The sequence below is a fragment of the Algoriphagus sp. genome (genome assembly GCF_039969895.1).
GTDB lineage: Bacteria > Bacteroidota > Bacteroidia > Cytophagales > Cyclobacteriaceae > Algoriphagus.
On the sequence record NZ_JBDVMZ010000012.1, the window covers coordinates 902,331 to 922,721 of the forward strand.

The following is a 20,391-nucleotide window of genomic DNA, read 5'->3' on the forward strand; positions in this document are numbered from 1 at the left end:
TTCATTTACAATGGCTTGAAGTAATTTTGCTCTTCAATCAAATTCTATATGAAACGCTCAGTACACTTTCTAATTTTACTAACAGGGATGACTCTTTGGTCTTGTAATGAAGAATCAGAAATCCCTACTTCTACCAATAAAATTCCCTACCTGCTGAATTCTGATCAAAGTGTAGTAGGGCCTCGGGTGGACTTGTCTCAAGCCGGAACAATTTTTCCGCTCCTTCAAAGCAGTTTGGCATCTTCCCGAATTCAATCGGCAAACTTCAAGCTAGAGCTCCTTAGCGAGATTAAGGCCCCCGAAGTGGGAGGGAAAAGTCTACAGGCTGCCAATGTTAGAGTCACAGGCGATTTTTTGACTATTTCTTATAATTTGGAAGGAAGTTCGTATTTGGGTGGGATTGATATTGTCAATATTTCCCAGCCTAATTCTCCAAGATTGGTTACTCAAATACTTTTTGAAGAGGGATCAGTAAGCGATGCCTTCATTGAGGATGACCATTTGTACTTCACTGGAGCCTTGGATATAGACCGGGTGAGCGGACTGAGCTCGCCTGCGATAGTTGGAAAAATCCGTCTCAATGAAATCTCAGAGGCCACGGATGCCTATGATCAAATGGATATACCTAGCTTTGTTGGCACTTACACGGAGAAAGGTTTTGGCAGCTATTTAGCTACCTCCGGAAATAGTGGAGGAGGATTGACCATCTTGGACGAAAATTTCCAACGAACCGGATTCATTGATTTACCCAATGCCCGTTCGGTGGCTGTGGGGGATACCACCGCTGCTGTTCTTCAAGGCGAACCGGGACGGATTGCCGTATTAGATGAGGAATTGAAGTTGATCAATCAATTTTCTATTGCAGGTGCCGGAAATCCGGAGGCAAAGGGTCAGGTGGATTATTTCAATTCCTTTTTGGCAGTAGCCGGAGGGCCTGAGGGAGTCTTGATCTATAATCCTGTCGAAGGCAAATTGATCACCACCTTGGAAATGAATCCAATTGAGGGTGTAGCGGACACAGATATTGTGGCAAATGGCATAATAGCAGAAGGAAACTCACTCTTCATGGCTAATGGAGCTGCTGGGCTTTACGTCGCTGACCTGATCGGAAATGAACTAAATATTCTCGGGACTTTTGATGTCAATGCATCGGCAAATGGTGTGGCGGTGAGTGATGATCTGGTTATAATTGCAAACGGAACAGCAGGAACCCGAATCCTAAATCTAACCAAATCAAAACCCATCCAAGAAGGAGAAATCTTTAACCTTGATTTTTCTTCTGTCACTAGGGATGAATTGGCGGTAAAGGGATGGATATTTCAATCCTTTACCCAAAGTGGAGGTGAACTTCGTGGAGGAAGGTACGGCGGACCTGATCGTAGCAATCTTATCAATCCTAGTGCACCACAGAAAAATCAAATTAAAATACCGGCAAACCAATTGGTTGCGGTCGATGAGCTGAAGGTTTCAATACGAAGAGACCAGCCCTATGAGGTGTATGTCTGGCTTCAGAAAAAGGATGGTAGCATTGAAAATCTAGGCTTAACCAGACTGGCGGACAACAACTCAGTTCAAAGTCTGGCTTTTGACCTGAAGGGAACCGAAAACCTGGATTACGTCATCCTGGGTGCGGCTCCTGCCGCTGGAGGATATGGTAGAGTCTATATCTCCAAAATCAGCATGAGCGGTAAATTCTGACGGTGGTTAGTTTAATATGTACATAGACTTACTTGCAAGATTGTGGGTAGTCGTGTCAATGAAAATCAATCCCGCCCCTGATTCAGAAAATGGATCACCATAGGGCGGGATTTTTTTGTGTATTGGGCTAGCCTATCTAGGGTCTGCTCTCAAACTATTGAGATAAAAATGGTGATAGTTTTTTGCCAACGAGTCTACAAAACATTAGAATTCTGTTCAGCTCCGAATATCTTTTGGGGATTTTCCATAAAACTCCCTAAAACTCTTAGAAAAGTATGCTGGGTCCTTAAAACTCACATCATAAGTAACTTCCAACCTCAGCTTGTATGGGCATTTAATCAACAGTTAGTGCGCTACCTTCAATCTTTGCGATCGAATGTATTCGTGGACCGTTTCCCCGGCGATTGCCTGCAGGTTTCTATAAAGCTGAATATTACTCACAACTACTTCTTTGACAATAGTCTCATGATGAAGGGATGGATTCTATATCTCACAAAGTATAAATAAATCTAACTATTCAATGAAAGCCCTGTCGTGCTCATTTTCAATTATCTCCTGAACCTTGATTTTTTCGGGTGAACAAAGGATCTCATGAAGCTACATCCAGGAGGGGATCAACTTGTGAACCCGAGACTTGAGAATTTTTACATTAAACAGTATAGAGATATAATCGTCCGCTCCGACATTTAAACCTTCGATCTGAGAACTTTCCCCAGTTTTGGCTGTGAGAAGGTTTATAAGGATTTGGGTGGACCGTAGATCAGATTTGATTTTTTCGCTCATTGCTATGCTGTCCATGTGGGGCATCATCACGTCACTTAATATCAGGTCAGGAACATACTGTAGGGCTAGGTCTTGGCCTTCTTGACCATTTGAGGCGGTAATATTTGAAACCTTAGTCCTGAAATTCGTACACCTCGTATGGCTCGTACCCCTCGTACCGTACGAATTGTACGAGGGAGAAAAATGATTCTAATCCTTTCAAATGAATTCAATCCAGCGACGGCTCAAATACCTCCAAATTTGGAGGAAATTCAAAGGTTCATTTTCTAATTTTGACCCTGTTTAAAATAGGTTCGTTTTCTGAGTTTACATCAAAAAGGAAAATGATCATTCAAAAACATAAACATAAAAAATCTACATATAGCCTATAGAGCTACATTTTAAGACGTTCAAAATGGTTCTATTCAAATAAATTTAAAATTGAAAAAGCAAAATGAACCTGTCACCCTTTTGCCCCCTTTTCTTCGACGTGCCGATTTTTGTAACAATATTCAAGCATGATTGACATGAAAATCACTGCCGTTTTGAACCCTAAAAGCAAAAAGTTGGCTGGAGGAGAAGCGATTTATTTGTGCATTAATCGGAAGGTACGGCACTTTGCAAATCGATCGAGAAACTAGTCGTTCTCTACGGTAAATTTCTTCTGGCCTGAAGAAGTTTTTTTGTTCAAGATCAACTATTCCGTTTGATTTTAAATAGTTTGTTGACTTAGATTTCCCTACTTCTTCCTAGATCCTTCCATGTAACCAACTGAATGTTATTTTCCATTAGTAGGGTTTTGCATGTTTCACTAGTGAAAAAACCGAAGTCTATCTGTCGCCATTCCGATCCAAAATTCGAATGATTGACGGCGATACCTTGCATTTCCTGTGTGTCAAAAGCAGGATGGATCAGGATCATATTTAAACCGGGAGACAGCTCCCTGAGAACTTGTTCGTAATAGGTAGCGAGCTTGCCTTTTTCGAAATCTGCATATTTGCCCACCTACACATGGTCAAAAATCAAGTCATCCTTTCGGATGTTACTCTCGAAGTCGAGACCCACTTCTTCCATCATTTATCGGTTGATCAGACAGGGAAGTTGGTATTCTTTGGCGAGGTCTCTAAATATGTCCAGGAGATCGGGGAGTGAGCCTACACTGTACATGTGCGAATCTAGATGCGAAGGAGAAAGGCCAAGTTCTAAAGCTCGCTCAATTTGAGCTTGAAGTTCCTTTCTGACTTCACTAGCTATGGCATGTTCACTAAGCGATTTTCTTTTTGGATAGAAATAGCCATTCTCGTCTACCAGACTTGGGACTTCATGGACAGGTAGAATTGGTCCGAATTTATAGTTTCCCCATTCACAGGTGAGCGTAAGATGTATCCCATAATCAAAGCGGGGATTGTTTTTGGCGAATTTTGCCATTTCAAAAAACCCGAGACAAGGCACCATGAGGCTGTAGGAAGTGACCATTCCTTTTTCCAAAGCACCAATTGTCGCCAGGTTTTCAGAATGGCATAGAGCGGCGTCATCCGCATGGATTATCAGCAATTTGCTGTTTTCTGCGTAATTGCTATTCATTTGTGAAACACATTTCAAAGTTCAAAAACAAGAATACAGAAGCATTACAGTTCTTTGATTTTTACGTTTCTGTAAGTGACCAACCCCGCATTTTGAAGCCCGATATGCCCGGATTTGGCAATGCCGTAATCAGGAACTTCTGCCCATTTCCCAGCCGCTTTCCGGCTTTTCCAATCTTCACTGCCAAACTCATATCCCACTACTTTTTTGCCATTGAGCCAGTGCTCCACGTGAGGATATTGTACAATGATCTTCGTAGAATTCCATTCTCCGACTGGCCTCACTTCAGCTCCTTCCGGTGCGTACATCGAATAGCTTCCTGCTGTTAATTGGTTGGGTTTCATTTGGTCAGGCCAACCTTTATCGTCCAAAACCTGATATTCTGGCGCATTTTCATAAATAGGTGTACTGTCAGATTTTTGAACATAATAGAAAATGCCAGAGCTGTTGGCTTCTTCGATTTTCCACTCTAGCTCTAATTCAAAATTTTCATAGGAGTTTTTGGTAATGAGATCTTCTCCTGCGTCCCATCCTGCTCCGGAGGCAATTAGTTCGCCATTTTCAAATCTCCATCCTTTGATTTCGGAACCATCATACATCTCCCAATGATCCAGTATATTACCATCTGTGAGCTGGATCCATTCAGAACTTGGGGTTTCAACTTCTGTATTTTCAGTTTTGCTTTGTTCGTTAGCTGAGCAGGATAGCAAGGCCAATGTTGCCATTGACAGCGAGAAGGATTTAAGTGTTTGCATGGGGTTTAGGGTTTATTGGTTTGGGTTACAGGATAGTTGAGTAAGGAAATGATTTGTTCTTGATTTAGCGCAAGTTAAGTAGGTAGGCTGAAATGTCGGCCAATTCTTGGGATTTCATGCCCAAGCTTGCTGGATCTGGCATAATCGAATATGCCTCCTGTTTTTTCTGATCGATTTCTGACAAACTTAGCGTGATCCGTTTGCCTGAAAGATCTTTAATAATCAGTGTTTCTTTAGTTTCGCCTTGGATAAATCCATAATAGGATTCACCGGATTTTAACTTCACCAGCCAAGGTTCGTAGCCAAACACAATTCCTCCATTCGGATTGATAATGGCATCGAGCAAGGTGGTTTGGTCATATTTGGTCTTGATTTGAGATAGATCTGGCCCAATGTCTTTCCCTTCTCCATTTACTGAATGACAGGTTGTGCAAAAGCTCTTAAATGCTGCCTCCCCTCTGAGTACATCGGAATTCAGGCTTTTTAAGTGATCGATAGCGTAGTTCTCTCCGTTTGCTTTGCTGCCAAAATAATTTCCGGCCTGTACGCGAACTCCTAAATTGGGATTACTCGGAATGGTTTCCTTTACCGTGTCGATGAGGTCGGCAGGTAATGAATTAGATACAAGCATTTCCATCAGCATCTGGCCGCCAAGAGGGTCTTTTGCCATGGCTTTTGCCTGATTTTTACGGTCATTCAGCGCCATTTTTTCCTCCAAGAGTAGGCTTCTCTTGGCTTTCATTTCAGCTAGTTTTCTTGTTTTCTCCGGATCTACTCCTATTTTACCCCAATCCAAAAATTCTTTCCAGTCATTTCCCTGGCGAAAGGAAAGCCAGTAATTGGCCATTTCGGCAAGGGAGGAGTCTGGGTGATTACTGAATGAGTAGATCGCTTCTGCCGCGCTTTTTTCTGGAATAAATGCCAAGGAGGTCAGTACATAATCTTGCTTTTTAGTACCCAGCTTTTCATTTTCCAGACGTTTTTTCAGTGCTGGGATTGCTTCTTTGCTAGGGATTCTCCAAGCCAAAGCTTCCAGTTCTTCGGACCATTCGCCTTTCTCCGTTAAGGGAAAGGTTTTTATGGAAATGGCGAAGGCTTCCTGTTCATGACCGGTTGCCAGTTTTCCAAGAGCATCCAAATACCAGCTGTCCGTTGGATCAAAATCTTTCAAAAGCAGTTCAAATGCCTTTTTTCTGACCTCCCAATCCCTATCCCATAGCATGGCGGCATAAGTTCTTCTCACCAAGGCAGAGGGATCCTGCAGCAGTTGGTCTGATGGGAGAAAGGAAGGATTTCCGCTGGCTTTGATTGCCCGAAGCGCTTCCAGGCGAGTCATTTCGTCCTCGCTGTCCAGTAGTTTTAAGGTTTTTTGTTTGCCTTGCTCTCCTAACTGAGCCAATAAATAGATGGCTCTAGACTGGATGAACGGATTTTCATCACTTAGTAATGGTTCAATGAGCGGAATAGCCGTGTCTCCTTTGGCTTTCAACGCTTCAAATGCCTTTAGCCGAACGTTTACGGCTGGATTTTTCAAAACTTCCACCAAACCTTGGTCAGAATCATAATCAAGGGTGGGTGTGCTGAGTTTCTTGTCTTTAGGAACTATGCGATAGATTTTACCCACTGCGGTGGTGTCTTTCATCTGATGCCCACCTACCACCGGATCATACCAGTCTGCGATGTAGATGGCTCCATCTGTTCCAGTTACCAGATCACTAGGCCGAAACCATTTGGCTTTTTGGCTTTGAAAGGACGTATCATTCCATACATAACCTTCATCATCTTCCTTCACTGAAGAAAAAAGTATCGTCCGTGTGCCAAGTTCATATCCGGATTTAAAAACCTGAGGCTGGTAGGAAAAAATTGAATTTCTACCTGCATCTGCACTCATAAGAGTACCTCTAAATTGCCGGCCGAAAGCATCTCCCTCGTATCTCATCATACCTGTAGGTGAACCTGCACCGGTTTTATCTCCAGCTGGCATTACTCCCGGATCATCCTGATGCCAATGCGCACTAAAGATGTCTTGACCAGGTCGTTGGTCTGCTTGCCAAGTTCTGGTGCCATCCGAGCTGAAATAGCCTGCATTGCCTTTCTCCGGAATCCAAGAAACTCTACAGGTGACGACCTGATCATCGTTGTCATTTTGCCATAAGTCCCCTCTAGAATCAACGAAGACCTCATAACTATTCCTGAAATTATGGGCAAGGACCTCTAGTCCTGTTCCGTCCGGATTGATTTTTAAAGCTAATCCACCGACATATACTTTTCCATCGTCACTGATCTGACCTCCGCTGTTGGAGGTGTTATAGGGTGAACCACCGGTATATAAACTTCCCGAGCGTAGGGTCCAGCCACTTTTGTCAGTGACCTGATGGGGTCCAGCATTTCCTGTATTGAAATATAGCTTTCCGTCAGGACCTGCCAAAATGGAATGCAGCGAGTGATCATGGTCTAGACCTCCGAATCCAGTAAGAAAAATTTCCTTTTTATCGGGAACATCATCACCATCTTCATCCGTGTAAACAAGCAAATGGGGAGCACAGGAAACAAATACCTTGTTGCCTAAGACTGCAATTCCCAAAGGGGAAACTAAATCTGGGTCTTGGACAAAAACCCTGGAAGAATCCGCCACGCCATCCTGGTCGGTATCTTCCAGAATCATTACACGATCGCCTTGAGCGTGGTGGAGAAAGGAATTCGAATCATTGTTATAGTTTCTATAATTCACTGCTTCTGTCACCCAAATCCTACCCTTTGCATCCACGTCCATATTCGTTGGATTAAAAAACATCGGTGATTCTGCCCACACACTGATTTCGAATTCTTCCGGAGAAAACAAAGCTGGCCCCTCAATTGCATCCGACTCACAAGAATAAGATAAGACCGAAAGTGCGATAATGATTGTTATGGATTTGACGCTCATGCGGGATTGAGATTTTTGTTTACAAAAGCTAGGTTGTGTTGATATGCTTTTAGGATATCTGCCCCTTTGGGCGTCGACCATTCGATTTGCATCCAGCCTGATCCTATATAGTCAGATTTTGACAGCAATTCACCTATTTTTGCCCAATCCAAGTCACCCTCACCCAATAATTTTCCGTTTTCCTTGATGTGGATTTCGCAGATATAATCCTTTGCCAGGAGCGGAATTTCCTCATAGATGGGATGGCCGGCATCTGCAGAATTTCGGAAGTCGTAATAAATTTTTACTGAATTGGAACCAACGGCTTCGATGATTTCCAGATGCTCAGCGGCAGAGAGGTAGGACTCGATGCCCAAGATCACTCCAGTTTTTTCTGCTTTTGGGGCAATGTTTTTTAGCTTGGAAATGACTTCACTTTTCCCTTTTGAATCGTCACGTAGGTCATTTTTATTGAAAAAGGGCAACAAAATGACCCCCAGCCCCATGTTCTCTGCTACCTCGATGCTATCGGAGACCCATTGTTCGGTTTGGGGGTCAGATTTATAAGGGTAAGAATTCAGCTCCCCAATTGCCAGACTACTGATGGGGATGCCTAGTGCTTTGGATTTTTGAAGGTATTCTTGTTGAATGGATTTTTGTCTCAGATGAAGCTGATTGTCGAAGTTGCCTAGATTTACCTGTAATCCGTCTAATCCAATTTCTTTTGCCACCGCTAATCCATTTGGATCGCTGCTGTGCTCAATCGACCAATCACAAGCACCTACTTTTAGGTTTAGGTTCGGGAAAGGACTTGAATAAGTGTCAAACCCCATCCCTAAAGCTATAGATGCCAGAGCTGATTTTTTAATAAATTCTCTTCTATGGGTCATTTTCGAGTTCCGCTTATCAATTTTGAAGTTTTCATTTGCCGAAAAAACTGCAAACCACCTATACTTAGATCTAAAGCTAGTCAGTCCTTCGGATGAATATATAAACTTTTTCTAGCTTGTATAGACAGGATGGGTGGGATTTGCTTTATCAGATACTCTTTCTCCAAGCCTAAGAAAAAAAACCTCGTTAACCTGAGAATCCGTCGCGAGTAAGTGCCTACTGGTTCCGTCTAAAAATTCTGTTCAATCAGTTCAATTTTGATTTTGGGAGCAACGGGACACGTCGGACGGGAGGTGATCAAACACCTGCTAAATTCTGGTTGTTCCACTGTAGTTTTTGCAGGAATTAGAAATCCACAGCGAGCAACTGAGGGATTTCCGGCGCATGAGCAGTAGAAGTTTCGAAGGTTTGATTTTGAAGAGCAGAGTTCTTTCGGCGTGGCGCTGAAGGGAATTGATGTGTTGTTTCTACTCCGTCCCCCACAAATAGCGGATGTGGACCATATCTGCGCCTTTGCCGCAAAGATCCTGTGCAATTTTGGCACATATAGCGGTCAGCCTTTCGAGCTTACGGGGTTGCAAAATTTGTCCTTTCAGGAGGTTTCGAGTCTTTTTCAAAAAACAGTTGGACTTACAATAAGCTATCGAAGGTTGAATCCATTTATGTTTTTTTGATGAAAAGGCGAATCGGGATGAAAGCGGAGTTTGCTTTGGTCATGCTGATGCTCCACTTTCAGCCCCGATTCCAGGCCGAACCTCGAATCAGTACTGACTTTTCGAGAATTATGGGGAAAGCCCTGACATCACTGGAAAGTTTTGTTTTGAGAGAGAAACCAAAATTGAGCGCACAAAAACCTTAACCTATCCTGGAATCAAGACCCACGTTTCTAGTCCAATTTTTTACCGGCCACTTATTTACCTTGAGGAAAAAGTGATTTATTAGAGGGATTTTCAATTTCAGCAAGAATGTATTTTTCTCTTAGTTTTGTAGTCAAAGTCCTGACCAAATTCAGCATGACTCCAAAAGCCTTTCCAGCAATTCCTTTCTTTAACTTGTTTTGGGGCCTTGTAAATAGCCAGGAAAAGTATCTCCAAAAAGTGATCTTTGATACCAACGTGGGGTCTGGCTACGATGATGTGGTGACTATTGCAATGCTCCATGTTTTTGAGGATGGGGAAAAAGATCGAAATCCTGTCCACGGTCGGCAGCACTTTGTATGTTTCACCTTTCAAGAGTCGTAATTTTGGGAAATTCCAGTTATAATATTCAAAAAATCGCCAAATCACTCGGCTTATCGGTCACCACTGTGTCACGTGTTATTTCGAATCAAACGGAAAAATATAGGATCAGTGCTAAGACAGCCAAGATTGTAAGGGATTTTATAGCGATTCATCAGATAGAGCCGAATGAAATCGCAAGGCAATTGCGAATGAAAAGCACGAAAACAATTGGGTTAATCGTGCCAGATATTGCAAATCCATTCTTTTCTGAAATCGCAAGAAGTATAGAAAATGAAGCCCGAAATAACGGTTATTTTGTGATTTTGGGCGATAGTAATGATGACCAAAAGCTTGAAGAGGAGCTGGTTTCTTTGATGCAAAAACGGAGAGTTGACGGCTTAATCATTGCCCCTGTTGGAAAAGATAGCAAAACGTTTGAGCAGTTGGTAAGTAGAAATTTTCCTCTTGTTTTTGTAGATAGGTATTTTGAAGAACTAGATGGCAGTTACGTATCATCTTCCAATTATGAAGGAGCTGTGAAGGCTACAAAATTTTTGATCGGAAATGGGCATAGAAAAATTGCATGTCTTCAAGGATTGCATGGGACGAGTACCAATTCAAACCGAGTCAACGGGTATTTAGAAACGTTAGAATCCGAAGGATTAATTAGCGATAGAAATCTGGTGAAAGGAGACAGTTATTCAGAGTCAGATGGCTATCTCAATGCCTTGATTTTGCTAAAGGAGTTTCCACAAATTACAGCGGTACTTTGCCTAAGTAACCTAATTGCGTTGGGAGCACTTAGAGCAATCAAGGAATTAGGAAAAAAAGTTCCAGAGGATATTTCGCTTATAACGTTTGATGATCAGCCTTACTTTCAGTTTTTCCAATCACCCTTAACCACCGTTGCTCAACAGATGACCTCAATCGGAACAAGTGCTTTCCAGATATTGCTTGACCATATAGTTTCGGGAGAGGGTTTTTCGAAACAAAAATTACTATTGGATATGCCCTTAATTGAAAGAGAATCTGTAAGAATTATTGGAGAATAATCGGAAATAGTATTTTTTTAATTAGTTTGAACAAACGTTTGTGCAATGCTTTTAACCGTGATTTAGTTAAGAGTAAGGCAAGAAATGGAATTGAACTATCAAAACCCAAAATAATCCTTATGTTCATAATTGATTCGTACCCACTAGCAGTAGGTCTGCTTCTTGTTACTATGATTTGCTGGGGTTCCTGGGCAAATACTCAGAAATTGGCCACTAAGAACTGGCCATTCCAACTTTTTTATTGGGACTATTCTCTAGGTATCATTTTGCTGACTTTGATTTTGGGTCTGACCATGGGTAGCTACGGAGAGGAGGGTAGAGGTTTTATTACAGATCTTTCTCAGGCTTCACAGACAGCTATTTTTTATGCATTCCTTGGAGGAGTGGTTTTTAACATCGCGAATTTATTACTAGTCGCAGCTATTGATATTGCTGGAATGGCGGTTGCTTTTCCGGTAGGAATAGGTCTTGCTTTGGTCCTGGGAGTTTTGGTGAATTACATAGCAACACCTGTAGGGGATCCTGTATTATTGACGATTGGAGTAGTGCTGGTTACCGTCGCTATAGTTTTGGATGCGATTGCCTTCAAAAAACACCAACATGAGAAAGCATTTTCAATGAAAGGGCTTTGGATCGCGATAGTTGCAGGAATCCTGATGGGCTTTTTCTTTCGGTTTGTTGCAGCAGCCACCTCATTGGAATTTGCAAATCCTACTCCGGGTCTTATGACTCCTTATTCCAGTGTTTTTGTTTTTGGAATAGGATTGTTTCTATCAAATTTCATATGGAATAGCATTTTAATGTATAGGCCATTGGTAGGGAAAAAAGCTACTTATTCAGAATACTTTAGTAACGGAAATCTGAAACTTCATCTGATAGGAATTCTTGGCGGAATGATTTGGTGCTTGGGAATGTCACTCAGTATGCTTGCATCTGAACAAGCTGGTTTTGCGATTTCTTATGGATTAGGCCAAGGCGCCACGCTCGTGGCGGCTATATGGGGGGTGTTTATTTGGAAAGAATTTAAGTCACCAAGCAAATCTGTGAAGCTTCTACTTTTTCTCATGTTCATCTGCTTTTTAATAGGACTAGCGTTGATCATTCTTGCAAAAACCGTTTGATTTCAATGTATTCAAAATGAAAAAAATAATAGTTGTAGGGAGCTCAAATACAGATTTAGTAGTTCGGTCGCCGAAATTACCTGAACCTGGTGAGACCTTAATTGGCAGTAAGTTTTTCTCAACACAGGGTGGAAAAGGAGCAAACCAAGCGGTAGCCGCCAAACGCGCTGGAGGAGAAGTGATTTTCATCGCTAAAGTAGGAAATGATGGTTATGGCAAAGAAGCTGTGAAGCAATATGACGAAGATGGGATTTGTACGGATTTTATAAAAGTATCAGAATCTTCGCCAACAGGAATAGCGATTATCACAGTGGATGATCGTGGTGAAAATACCATCGTAGTCGCTTCAGGAGCAAATAGTGAGTTGCGTCCAATAGACCTTCAACTGGATGAGGAAGAAATTCGTGAAGCGGAATATTTTCTCGTCCAACTCGAAACACCATTGGAAACAGTCAATGCGCTTGCCTATTTCTGTAGAATCAACAATAAAAAGTTGGTGCTTAATCCAGCTCCCGCTACGCCATTGTCTGCTCCTATACTGCAGGATCTTTTTATGATCACACCAAATGAAACAGAAGCGGAACTACTTACGGGAGTAAAAATCCGTGATTTGGTCGCTGCAAAAGTTGCAGCTGGGAAATTGATTGAAAAAGGTGTAAAGCATGTGATAATTACGCTTGGGGAAAGAGGGGCATTTTATCATGATGGGAAGAACTCATATCATGTTCCATCCCCAAAGGTGAATCCAGTTGATACCACTGCGGCAGGAGATACGTTCAATGGTGCGTTGATAGTGGCACTTTCGGAAGGGAAAGGAATGGAAGCAGCGATTGAATTTGCTAACAAGCTCGCTGGAATTTCAACCACTAAAGAAGGTGCACAGGCCTCGATTCCTTATAGAAAAGAGATTGTTTTTTAATCTTTTAAAAACTAAATCTCAGTGTATAGAATAATGGTTGAAAACTTCAACAAATTAGCGGAAACCCCAAGAAATGAAATCATCGAGGGAGTCCAAAATGAAAACTTCACTTAGGAAAAGGTTTGGCATCCGAAAAATGCTCCAAAAAACCATGTTTTGAATCGGCCTTATTTAGGGTTCGAGGCGCTTTGAATGGCTTGGGTGGCAATCTTCAAGAAATTCAATCATCCTTACTTTCTGACTTTCAAACAAGCAAAACGGTTTGAAGAAACTATCAGAAAAGGCCAAAAAGGAACAAAAGTGGTATTCTGGAAGATCTCCAAATTAGTCTTAGGACAAGCCAGAAATGAAGCCGTAGAAGATGAGGATTTCTACGGAAGAAAGTTCACACCCTGTATCTGGACAGTTTTCAACATCGATCAAATTGAAGGAATCGAATTTGCAAGTAATGAAACAAAGGCGAGGGTTGTTACTCCTCTTGAAACTTGTGAACAGATTATTTCTTGATATGCAGCTTGCCCTAAAAACGTTCATACCGGTGATGAAGCTTTTTACAGTCCATCCACTGATTATATCAATATGCCATATAAGTAAGCTTTTAAAAGAGACCTACAGAATTACTCCTATCATTGCAGACTTGGAATGTAGTTTTTGTTAGTCACCCTGTAGTTGAATGTACGCCACGGTATGGCTTAAATACATCTCGAATTCATGAGGACTTTATATTTTCTAAGGTCTCTAGAGATTTAACCTCTTCAGCTTTTGATTCGGGGACTGAATTGCTAAGTTCATTCTTGAAGGAATACCCTGGAAAATCAATAATCCGACGAGGATTAAATTTGACAGCAGCAGCCTATCTTTGGTTACTTTTGGGAAATTTTTGAAGTATTTCACAAATAATAGTAGTTAATAGCAAAGTGAAATTTCTCACTATTATTTCAGTAGAGATATTCAGTGTTTCACGAGATAAGAAACTAATCTTCAATTGTTTAATGAAGGAGGTGCAGCCACTACTAACGAGTGTCTTTACCCGCTTAAGCAGTTATTTAACCAATCGATTTGGCTTTCTAACTTGCCTGATATCTTACAACAATTTCATTCCATCCAATTTTCTGAAAAAATCCTCCCGATAATTCCGGCTGATCGGATAAAGCTCTTTTCCTATCAAAACCTCATTAGCTTGCACTTCATCGATATGCCGCATATTTATGATAAAAGATCGGTGGATACGTACGAATTCTCCGGGCAAGGCATTTGCAATTCCAGTCAGGGAAACCAGAGACATTACTTTTCGGCTGGGTGTTATAAATTTCACATATTCCCTTTGGGCTTCTATTGCCTGGATTTCTGAAAAAAGAAACTTCACGATGCGGGTATCGGTCTTGATAAAAAAATAATCAGGTTTCTCAGCGGTTTCTTCTGTAGTCACCTGCGCCGAAAGGTATTCTGTAGCCTTTTCGATTGCCTTTGTAAACCGCTCAAAGGAAACCGGCTTCATCAGGTAATCAATCACGTCCAGCTCATAGCCTTTGACTGCATATTCCTCATAGGCAGTCACAAAAATAGTAAGCGGCTTTTCCTCCAATTCATTCAGCAAATCCATACCTGTCATCAGCGGCATGCGAATGTCGAGCAATAGAATGTCAACGTGATTTTCTTTCAAAAACCCCAGCGCTTCCTCCCCGTTTTTGCACACCCCAGCGAGTTCCAAATTTGACATTTTGGATACATAGTCGGAAAGCAACTTCCTTGCTGGCGGCTCGTCGTCCACAATTAATACATGGTAGCTCATCCTAAATCAATGGTTAACTTCACTTCAAAGTACGTCGCATGCTGATCCAAGGTCAACTCATGCTTTCCAGGATAGATCAGATTCAATCTTTTTTTCACATTAGAAAGACCTACTCCACTTTCTTCCTCTGCTGTCTTTCGGGCATCGATCACCTCATTTCTACTATAGAAATGTAGCCTGTCAGCTGCATCAACAGTCAGTTTGATCTCAATCGTACCATCTATGGTATTTCCGTGTTTAAAGGCATTTTCCAGAAAAACCAGAAATATCAGATGGGCAATCCTATGCCGATCTTTCACACCTTCATACGTGAAAAATATCTTGGGCTTCTCATCCAACTTCAATCTCCACAGCTCAATAAAATTCTCCATAAAGGTGATTTCCCTGGAAAGGGATACAAACTTTCCCTGATCTTCATAGAGCATATGCCGCATCATTTCGGAAAGTTTCATGATCGCCGGAGCAGTGTTATTCTCCTTGAAATACGCCATGGAATAAATGTTATTTAGGGTATTAAAGAGGAAATGTGGGCTGAGCTGTAGCTTCAGAAACTTCAATTCGGAGGCCAATTGACTATTGCGAAGTTCAATTTCATTTCGCTGAGCTTTGATCAGATTGGCAAAAAACCAGACAACTGTCGTGACCAAGTAGAAACCAATGGCTGGAACCGATCTGATGAAATAAGTATAAGCAACAGATTGATGTGACATACCGAGGAGATTGACCCTCAGAAGCACAATGACAATCACTAAAGCAAGTGAAGCGATCACGTAGGAAAAATGCTTGCCTTTAGCATACAGCCTCGGCAGGAGCAAATAGTAATTCAGATACGTGATGGCGGAGGAAGTCAACACATCCGAAATGACGATTTTCCAAATTTCTAACGGAGAATTAATCCAGCTGCTAAGTGAAGCAAATAATATAGCTCCATAGCAAAACCAGAAAAGTACATGCAGCGCATAGAATGCCGGACGCGATATGACAGTATTCTTCATTTTCGAAATTTAGAATTTTAAATAACACCAAATCTCAGCGATCATCCAACTGACTGTTGCGCTCTACAGAAGACAGGTTTTATCCAACAAGTGGAAATAGATCACTACTATATATATGTAAATTGGAAATAGTTAGTACTGGCTATGTACATCCACTTTTCTACAAGTAAATAGGGAAAAGCAATCTAGGATATGTTAAAATTTAAAATTGAGGCCGCTTCGGTCTTCGGTCACCGGTCTTCCGACCAAATAAGCTAAGAATTTAAGGTGACTGGCATCTTTAGGGATAGACATGCTAACTGATTTTTCATTCGTAGATCAAATCTGTTGACTGGGTGAGAGAACCTTGCTGTCTATTGATTTCCCCCAAACCCTAGGATTTTTTTTCGTCTATTAGTACTGATGAATTGGGTCAATCCAATTTACAACCCATTGAAAACTAGCACTTCAAAAACAAAATAACCATGAAAAAACTCCTCTTCATTTTTACCCTCATATTATTCAGCGTTTCCTTCACTTTTGCCCAATCTTCCACCGAGCAGGAAATTAAAAAGCTTTCCATGGACAAATGGCAATGGATGGCAGATAAGGACGTAGCCAAACTGGAAAAGTTATTCGACGACAAAGCAAAGTTTGTTCACATGAGTGGAAGCTGGAAAAAAGACCGGGAACTGGAAATCATCGAAACGGGAAGCATTTGGTACAAGAAAGCGGAGGTGCACGATACGGCGATTGAGATCTCTGGAAACACTGCATTGGTTTGGAATAGAATCACCTTGACTGCTCACGTGAGAGGTGATGATGTGCAAAATGAATTTACCGTGACAGAAGTATATCAAAAGCAGGGCGAAGAATGGAAAATGCTGGTTTTGACCTTCAGTAGTGTGCGTGATACCCACGAGATAGAACATTAAAAAAATCAGAAATCGATGAAACGTCTCCTCCTGTTCATCTTCCTCTTCAGCGCGCTGAGCTGCAGCAGTCAAACCCAGCCTGAAGTACAGCTGGATGAGGTAGCATCGGAAAAAATCCTTATTGTTTACCTCACACGCACCAAAAACACCAAAGCTGTGGCGGAAATGATTCACGAAAAGGTAGGTGGAAGGCTGGTTAGTCTGGAATTAGAAACTCCCTATCCGGAAGATTATGCAGCAATAGTCGCACAGGTAGCTCAGGAAAATGAAACTGGGATTCTACCTCCCTTAAAGACAAAAATTAATCTTACCCAGTATGAAGTGGTCTTTGTAGGTTTTCCTACTTGGGGAATGCAGCTGCCACCACCTATGAAAACCTTCCTAAGTGAAAATGATCTGAGTGGAAAGACTGTCATCCCTTTCAATACCAATGCTGGTTATGGATTAGGAAGCAGCTTTGACAAAGTAAAAGAGCTCTGCCCGGATTCTAATATTCTAGAAGGCTATTCCACAAAAGGAGGAATAGAGCGGGATGGTATCCTGTTCGTCATGGAGGGTACCAAAGAAGTGGAAGTAAAAAAAGAAGTCAATGACTGGCTGAGCAGCATGGGTTTTTAAAACGTATAAAACTGAAAAATATAGATTGATTGGGTTACAAGAGAAAGTCCAGGTCCGTGTGGGTCTGGTTTTTCTGACATAGACTTAGGTCTTGCCTGACGGCAGTCCTATCCACCGAGCTTTGGTCAATGCCTTATATAGTAAAAGCGGAAAAAGGTTCTATGATCAGCCATTTATCAATCAGTTAACTAGTTAGTAAAAAATTTAGAACCCTTTTAAATAAATCAAATCAGTGGCAGAATATGCGTTTCGTTTGAATTTCGTAAGCATCACTCCATGTAAATAGTTAATTTAGAAATAAATACAACACTTATGGCACAGTATAATTTGACAATAAATGGTAAATCTCTCCAGGTAGATGTAGATCCAAGCACTCCTATGCTTTGGGTGTTAAGAGATCATCTGGATCTGGTCGGTACCAAATTTGGCTGTGGCATCGCACAATGCGGAGCCTGTACGATCCACCTGGATGGCAACGCAGTGAGATCTTGCCAATTGCAGGTTTCGGCTGCAGAAAACGCTGAAATCACCACCATAGAGGGCATCTCCGAAAACGGGGATCATCCTGTACAGAAAGCCTGGCTGGCTCATGATGTCCCTCAGTGTGGCTACTGCCAGGCAGGTCAGATTATGTCAGCCACCGCACTGTTGAAAAACAATCCCAGTCCAAGTGATGAGGATATCGACAATGCGATGAACGGTAATATCTGCCGCTGTGGAACCTACACTAGAATCAAAGCAGCTATCAAAACTGCCGCTAAATCAGCCTAAAACCCGAAATCATGACTTTGATAAATAAAAAATTAACTAGAAGATCCTTTCTGAAAGTCTCCACACTGGCAGGAGGCGGAATGATGCTGAGTTTCAGTTGGCTGGCAGGATGTAAGCCTACGCCGGAGCAAATTCTGACTATGCCTGAAGAATGGTTTGAAATCAACAGCTACATCAAAATCGGAGAAAATGGAGCAGTCACACTTTTCAATCCCAATCCTGAATTCGGATCAAATGTCAAAACTTCTCTTCCTATGATATTGGCAGAAGAGCTCGATGTGGATTGGAAAAACGTTTTTGTAGAGCAGGCAGATTTTTATCCCGAGCGCTTCGACCGACAGTTTACCGGGGGTAGTCAAGGTGTGAGGCAAGCCTGGAAACCTCTGCGAACTGCAGGTGCTACAGCCAGGCAATTACTGGTCAATGCTGCCGCCCAAACTTGGAATGTGCCGGCAGGAGAAATCACAACTCATGCTGGAATGGTAGAACATACAGGATCCGGCAAAAAAGCTGGGTACGGCGAGCTGGCTTTTTTGGCAGGAACCCTAGAAGCTCCAGATCCTGAGACGGTCAAATTGAAGGATATTTCTGATTTCAAAATTATAGGCAATTCCAAAAAGAATGTGGACGGGCTCAAAATCGTCACTGGTAAGCCCATCTTTACCATGGATCATAAGGTGGAATGGATGAAATATGCAGCAATCGTACATCCTCCGGCTTTTGGCATGAAGATCAAATCCTTTGACAAAAGCTCGGTGACTTCGTTACCTGGTATCCAAGATGCCTTTGAAATAAAACTTTTCAAAGATGACTATGAGCGTAATTTTTTCGATACAACTACTTTCCCTGAGGTAATCGCTATAGTTGGCAACTCCACCTGGGAGGTGCTGCAGGCCAAGAGAAGCCTCCAAGCCGAATGGGAGCAAGCACCGGAAAGCCAGTTCAAAATGGCAGGATGGGGTGGCAATGTGTCCGATGTCAAGGTTCCGAGTGGACTGGAGGATACCAGTTCTCATAAAGAAAAAATGGACCAGTACCTTTCTAAACCCGGAAATGTAATTAGAAAAGACGGTGACCCGGAAGGTGCATTTAAGAAAGCCTCAAGAGTACTCGAACGGACTTATTCCGCACCATTCCTAGCCCATAATACGATGGAGCCTATGAATGCCTTTGCAGATGTAAAAGGTGATAAAGCCGTCATCTACGGGCCAACTCAAGCACCTGAATCAATTATGAATGCGCTGTCCAGTAGCTTGGGGCTACCCAAAGAAAACATTCAGATCAATTTAGCCCGAATGGGCGGAGGATTTGGCCGAAGAGCCTACAGCCATCATTTTACAGAGGCGGCTTTGATTTCCCAGAAAATACAAGCACCGGTAAGTATGGTGTATTCCCGTGAGGATGATATGAGTGCCGGCGTATATAGACCTGCCTATTCTGCCACTTATCGAGCTGCATTGGATGAGAATAATAAGCTACTCGCGCTGCATGTAAAGGCAGGCGGAATCCCCGAATCACCACTTCACGCGAATAGATTCCCGGCTGGAGCAATCGATAATTACCTGGCTGAAAGTTGGCAAGTCGAATCTAACATAACCATAGGTGCTTTCAGAGCACCCAGATCCAACTTTATCGCCGGAGCTGAGCAAAGCTTTCTGGACGAACTCGCAGAAGAAATGGGCAAAGATCCAATTGAATTTCGATTGGAATTGCTGAAAAGAGCAGAGACAAATCCCGTGGGCAAGGACAACGACTACGATCCTAAGCGTTATGCCGGTGTGTTGGAACTCGTGAGAGACAAATCCAATTGGAACAGTCCAAAGGATGGAATCTATCGTGGCGTGTCAGCTTATTTCTGTCATAATTCCTACGTGGCGGAAGTGATTGATATCAAGATAAATAACAATCAGCCCGTAGTGGAAAATGTCTTCGCAGCGGTGGACTGCGGTATCGTAGTAAATCCGGATGCAGCAGCTAACATGGGTGAAGGGGCTATAGTAGATGGTATAGGCAATGCATTCTATGGAGAGATGACCTTTGAAAATGGAGCTCCTACCAAAAGAAATTTTGACACCTATAGAATGATCCGACACTCAGAAGCTCCCAAGAAAATCGAGGTTCACTTTGTGGATAATAAAGAAGAACCTACCGGATTGGGCGAACCGCTCTTTCCTCCTGTTTTCGCTGCGTTAGGAAATTCGCTTTACAAGGCAACTGGGAAGCGATTATATGAGCAACCTTTTCAGCCTCAGATTTTACAGATGGAAAATCTGAGAATGTAAGATGTTGGCTTGAACTAAAGAATATGGATTTCCAAACTTGGGCTATCCATATTCTTTCTTTTAGTTCTAGCTGAAGTAAGGTTTTACAACAAAGAAAAAGGTGGAGTAGTAC

Annotated in this window: 17 protein-coding genes; 10 read left to right on the forward strand and 7 right to left on the reverse strand. The window is 42.1% G+C overall.

Translation table 11 applies throughout. The annotated features are described in order from the left end of the window. Positions 1 to 48 precede the first annotated feature (48 nt). Positions 49 to 1,698: a hypothetical protein gene (locus ABJH64_RS10030; RefSeq protein WP_348276419.1), complete on the forward strand. Its 1,650-nt coding sequence runs from the start codon at positions 49 to 51 to the stop codon at positions 1,696 to 1,698. Positions 1,699 to 3,189: 1,491 nt separating this feature from the next. Here ABJH64_RS10030 and ABJH64_RS10035 read toward each other — a convergent pair. The 5 genes from ABJH64_RS10035 to ABJH64_RS10055 all read right to left on the reverse strand — a co-directional run bounded on the left by ABJH64_RS10035 (position 3,190) and on the right by ABJH64_RS10055 (position 8,594). Further along, positions 3,190 to 3,465: a hypothetical protein gene (locus ABJH64_RS10035; RefSeq protein ID WP_348276420.1), complete on the reverse strand. Its 276-nt coding sequence runs from the start codon at positions 3,463 to 3,465 to the stop codon at positions 3,190 to 3,192. 72 nt (positions 3,466 to 3,537) lie between these two features. Beyond that, positions 3,538 to 4,044: a polysaccharide deacetylase family protein gene (locus ABJH64_RS10040; protein ID WP_348276421.1), complete on the reverse strand. Its 507-nt coding sequence runs from the start codon at positions 4,042 to 4,044 to the stop codon at positions 3,538 to 3,540. 44 nt (positions 4,045 to 4,088) lie between these two features. Then, positions 4,089 to 4,799: a DUF1080 domain-containing protein gene (locus tag ABJH64_RS10045; RefSeq protein ID WP_348276422.1), complete on the reverse strand. Its 711-nt coding sequence runs from the start codon at positions 4,797 to 4,799 to the stop codon at positions 4,089 to 4,091. Between the two features lie 64 nt (positions 4,800 to 4,863). Beyond that, the gene (locus ABJH64_RS10050) at positions 4,864 to 7,725 is read right to left on the reverse strand and encodes a PVC-type heme-binding CxxCH protein (protein ID WP_348276423.1); all 2,862 of its coding nucleotides are present in this window, start codon (positions 7,723 to 7,725) and stop codon (positions 4,864 to 4,866) included. Next, positions 7,722 to 8,594, reverse strand: a complete 873-nt coding sequence (locus tag ABJH64_RS10055; protein ID WP_348276424.1) for a sugar phosphate isomerase/epimerase family protein — start codon at positions 8,592 to 8,594, stop codon at positions 7,722 to 7,724. Before ABJH64_RS10055 ends, ABJH64_RS10050 begins: the two co-directional genes overlap by 4 nt. A gap of 966 nt (positions 8,595 to 9,560) precedes the next feature. Between ABJH64_RS10055 and ABJH64_RS10060 the strand changes: the two genes are divergently transcribed. The 5 genes from ABJH64_RS10060 to ABJH64_RS10080 all read left to right on the forward strand — a co-directional run bounded on the left by ABJH64_RS10060 (position 9,561) and on the right by ABJH64_RS10080 (position 13,414). Then, a complete protein-coding gene (locus ABJH64_RS10060) occupies positions 9,561 to 9,836 on the forward strand; it encodes a hypothetical protein (RefSeq protein WP_348276427.1) in 276 nt (91 codons plus the stop codon). 188 nt (positions 9,837 to 10,024) lie between these two features. Next, entirely contained in the window at positions 10,025 to 10,867 is an 843-nt protein-coding gene (locus ABJH64_RS10065) for a substrate-binding domain-containing protein (RefSeq protein WP_348276428.1), read from the forward strand. Positions 10,868 to 10,986: 119 nt separating this feature from the next. Beyond that, on the forward strand, positions 10,987 to 11,988 hold the full coding sequence (locus ABJH64_RS10070) for a multidrug DMT transporter permease (RefSeq protein ID WP_348276429.1): 1,002 nt from the start codon (positions 10,987 to 10,989) through the stop codon (positions 11,986 to 11,988). Between the two features lie 16 nt (positions 11,989 to 12,004). Beyond that, positions 12,005 to 12,907: a ribokinase gene (rbsK, locus tag ABJH64_RS10075; protein WP_348276430.1), complete on the forward strand. Its 903-nt coding sequence runs from the start codon at positions 12,005 to 12,007 to the stop codon at positions 12,905 to 12,907. A 192-nt stretch (positions 12,908 to 13,099) separates the two neighbouring features. Next, positions 13,100 to 13,414: an ArdC-like ssDNA-binding domain-containing protein gene (locus ABJH64_RS10080; protein ID WP_348276431.1), complete on the forward strand. Its 315-nt coding sequence runs from the start codon at positions 13,100 to 13,102 to the stop codon at positions 13,412 to 13,414. A gap of 577 nt (positions 13,415 to 13,991) precedes the next feature. Here the strand turns inward: ABJH64_RS10080 and ABJH64_RS10085 are convergent. Further along, positions 13,992 to 14,699: a response regulator transcription factor gene (locus ABJH64_RS10085; protein WP_348276432.1), complete on the reverse strand. Its 708-nt coding sequence runs from the start codon at positions 14,697 to 14,699 to the stop codon at positions 13,992 to 13,994. Further along, positions 14,696 to 15,694 carry a sensor histidine kinase gene (locus tag ABJH64_RS10090; protein ID WP_348276433.1) on the reverse strand — a complete coding sequence of 333 codons (999 nt, stop codon included), beginning with the start codon at positions 15,692 to 15,694 and terminating at the stop codon, positions 14,696 to 14,698. Before ABJH64_RS10090 ends, ABJH64_RS10085 begins: the two co-directional genes overlap by 4 nt. Positions 15,695 to 16,158: 464 nt before the next feature. Here ABJH64_RS10090 and ABJH64_RS10095 point away from each other — a divergent pair, with 464 nt between their 5' ends. The 4 genes from ABJH64_RS10095 (at position 16,159) to ABJH64_RS10110 (ending at position 20,279) form a co-directional block, all read left to right on the forward strand. Then, the gene (locus ABJH64_RS10095) at positions 16,159 to 16,608 is read left to right on the forward strand and encodes a nuclear transport factor 2 family protein (RefSeq protein WP_348276434.1); all 450 of its coding nucleotides are present in this window, start codon (positions 16,159 to 16,161) and stop codon (positions 16,606 to 16,608) included. Between the two features lie 15 nt (positions 16,609 to 16,623). Next, positions 16,624 to 17,226 (forward strand): flavodoxin, encoded by a 603-nt coding sequence (locus tag ABJH64_RS10100; protein ID WP_348276435.1) that lies wholly within the window; start codon positions 16,624 to 16,626, stop codon positions 17,224 to 17,226. A gap of 312 nt (positions 17,227 to 17,538) precedes the next feature. After that, the gene (locus ABJH64_RS10105; protein WP_348276436.1) at positions 17,539 to 17,997 is read left to right on the forward strand and encodes a (2Fe-2S)-binding protein; all 459 of its coding nucleotides are present in this window, start codon (positions 17,539 to 17,541) and stop codon (positions 17,995 to 17,997) included. A gap of 11 nt (positions 17,998 to 18,008) precedes the next feature. Further along, positions 18,009 to 20,279, forward strand: coding sequence for a molybdopterin cofactor-binding domain-containing protein (locus ABJH64_RS10110; protein WP_348276437.1), 2,271 nt, complete (start codon positions 18,009 to 18,011; stop codon positions 20,277 to 20,279). Positions 20,280 to 20,391 lie beyond the last annotated feature (112 nt).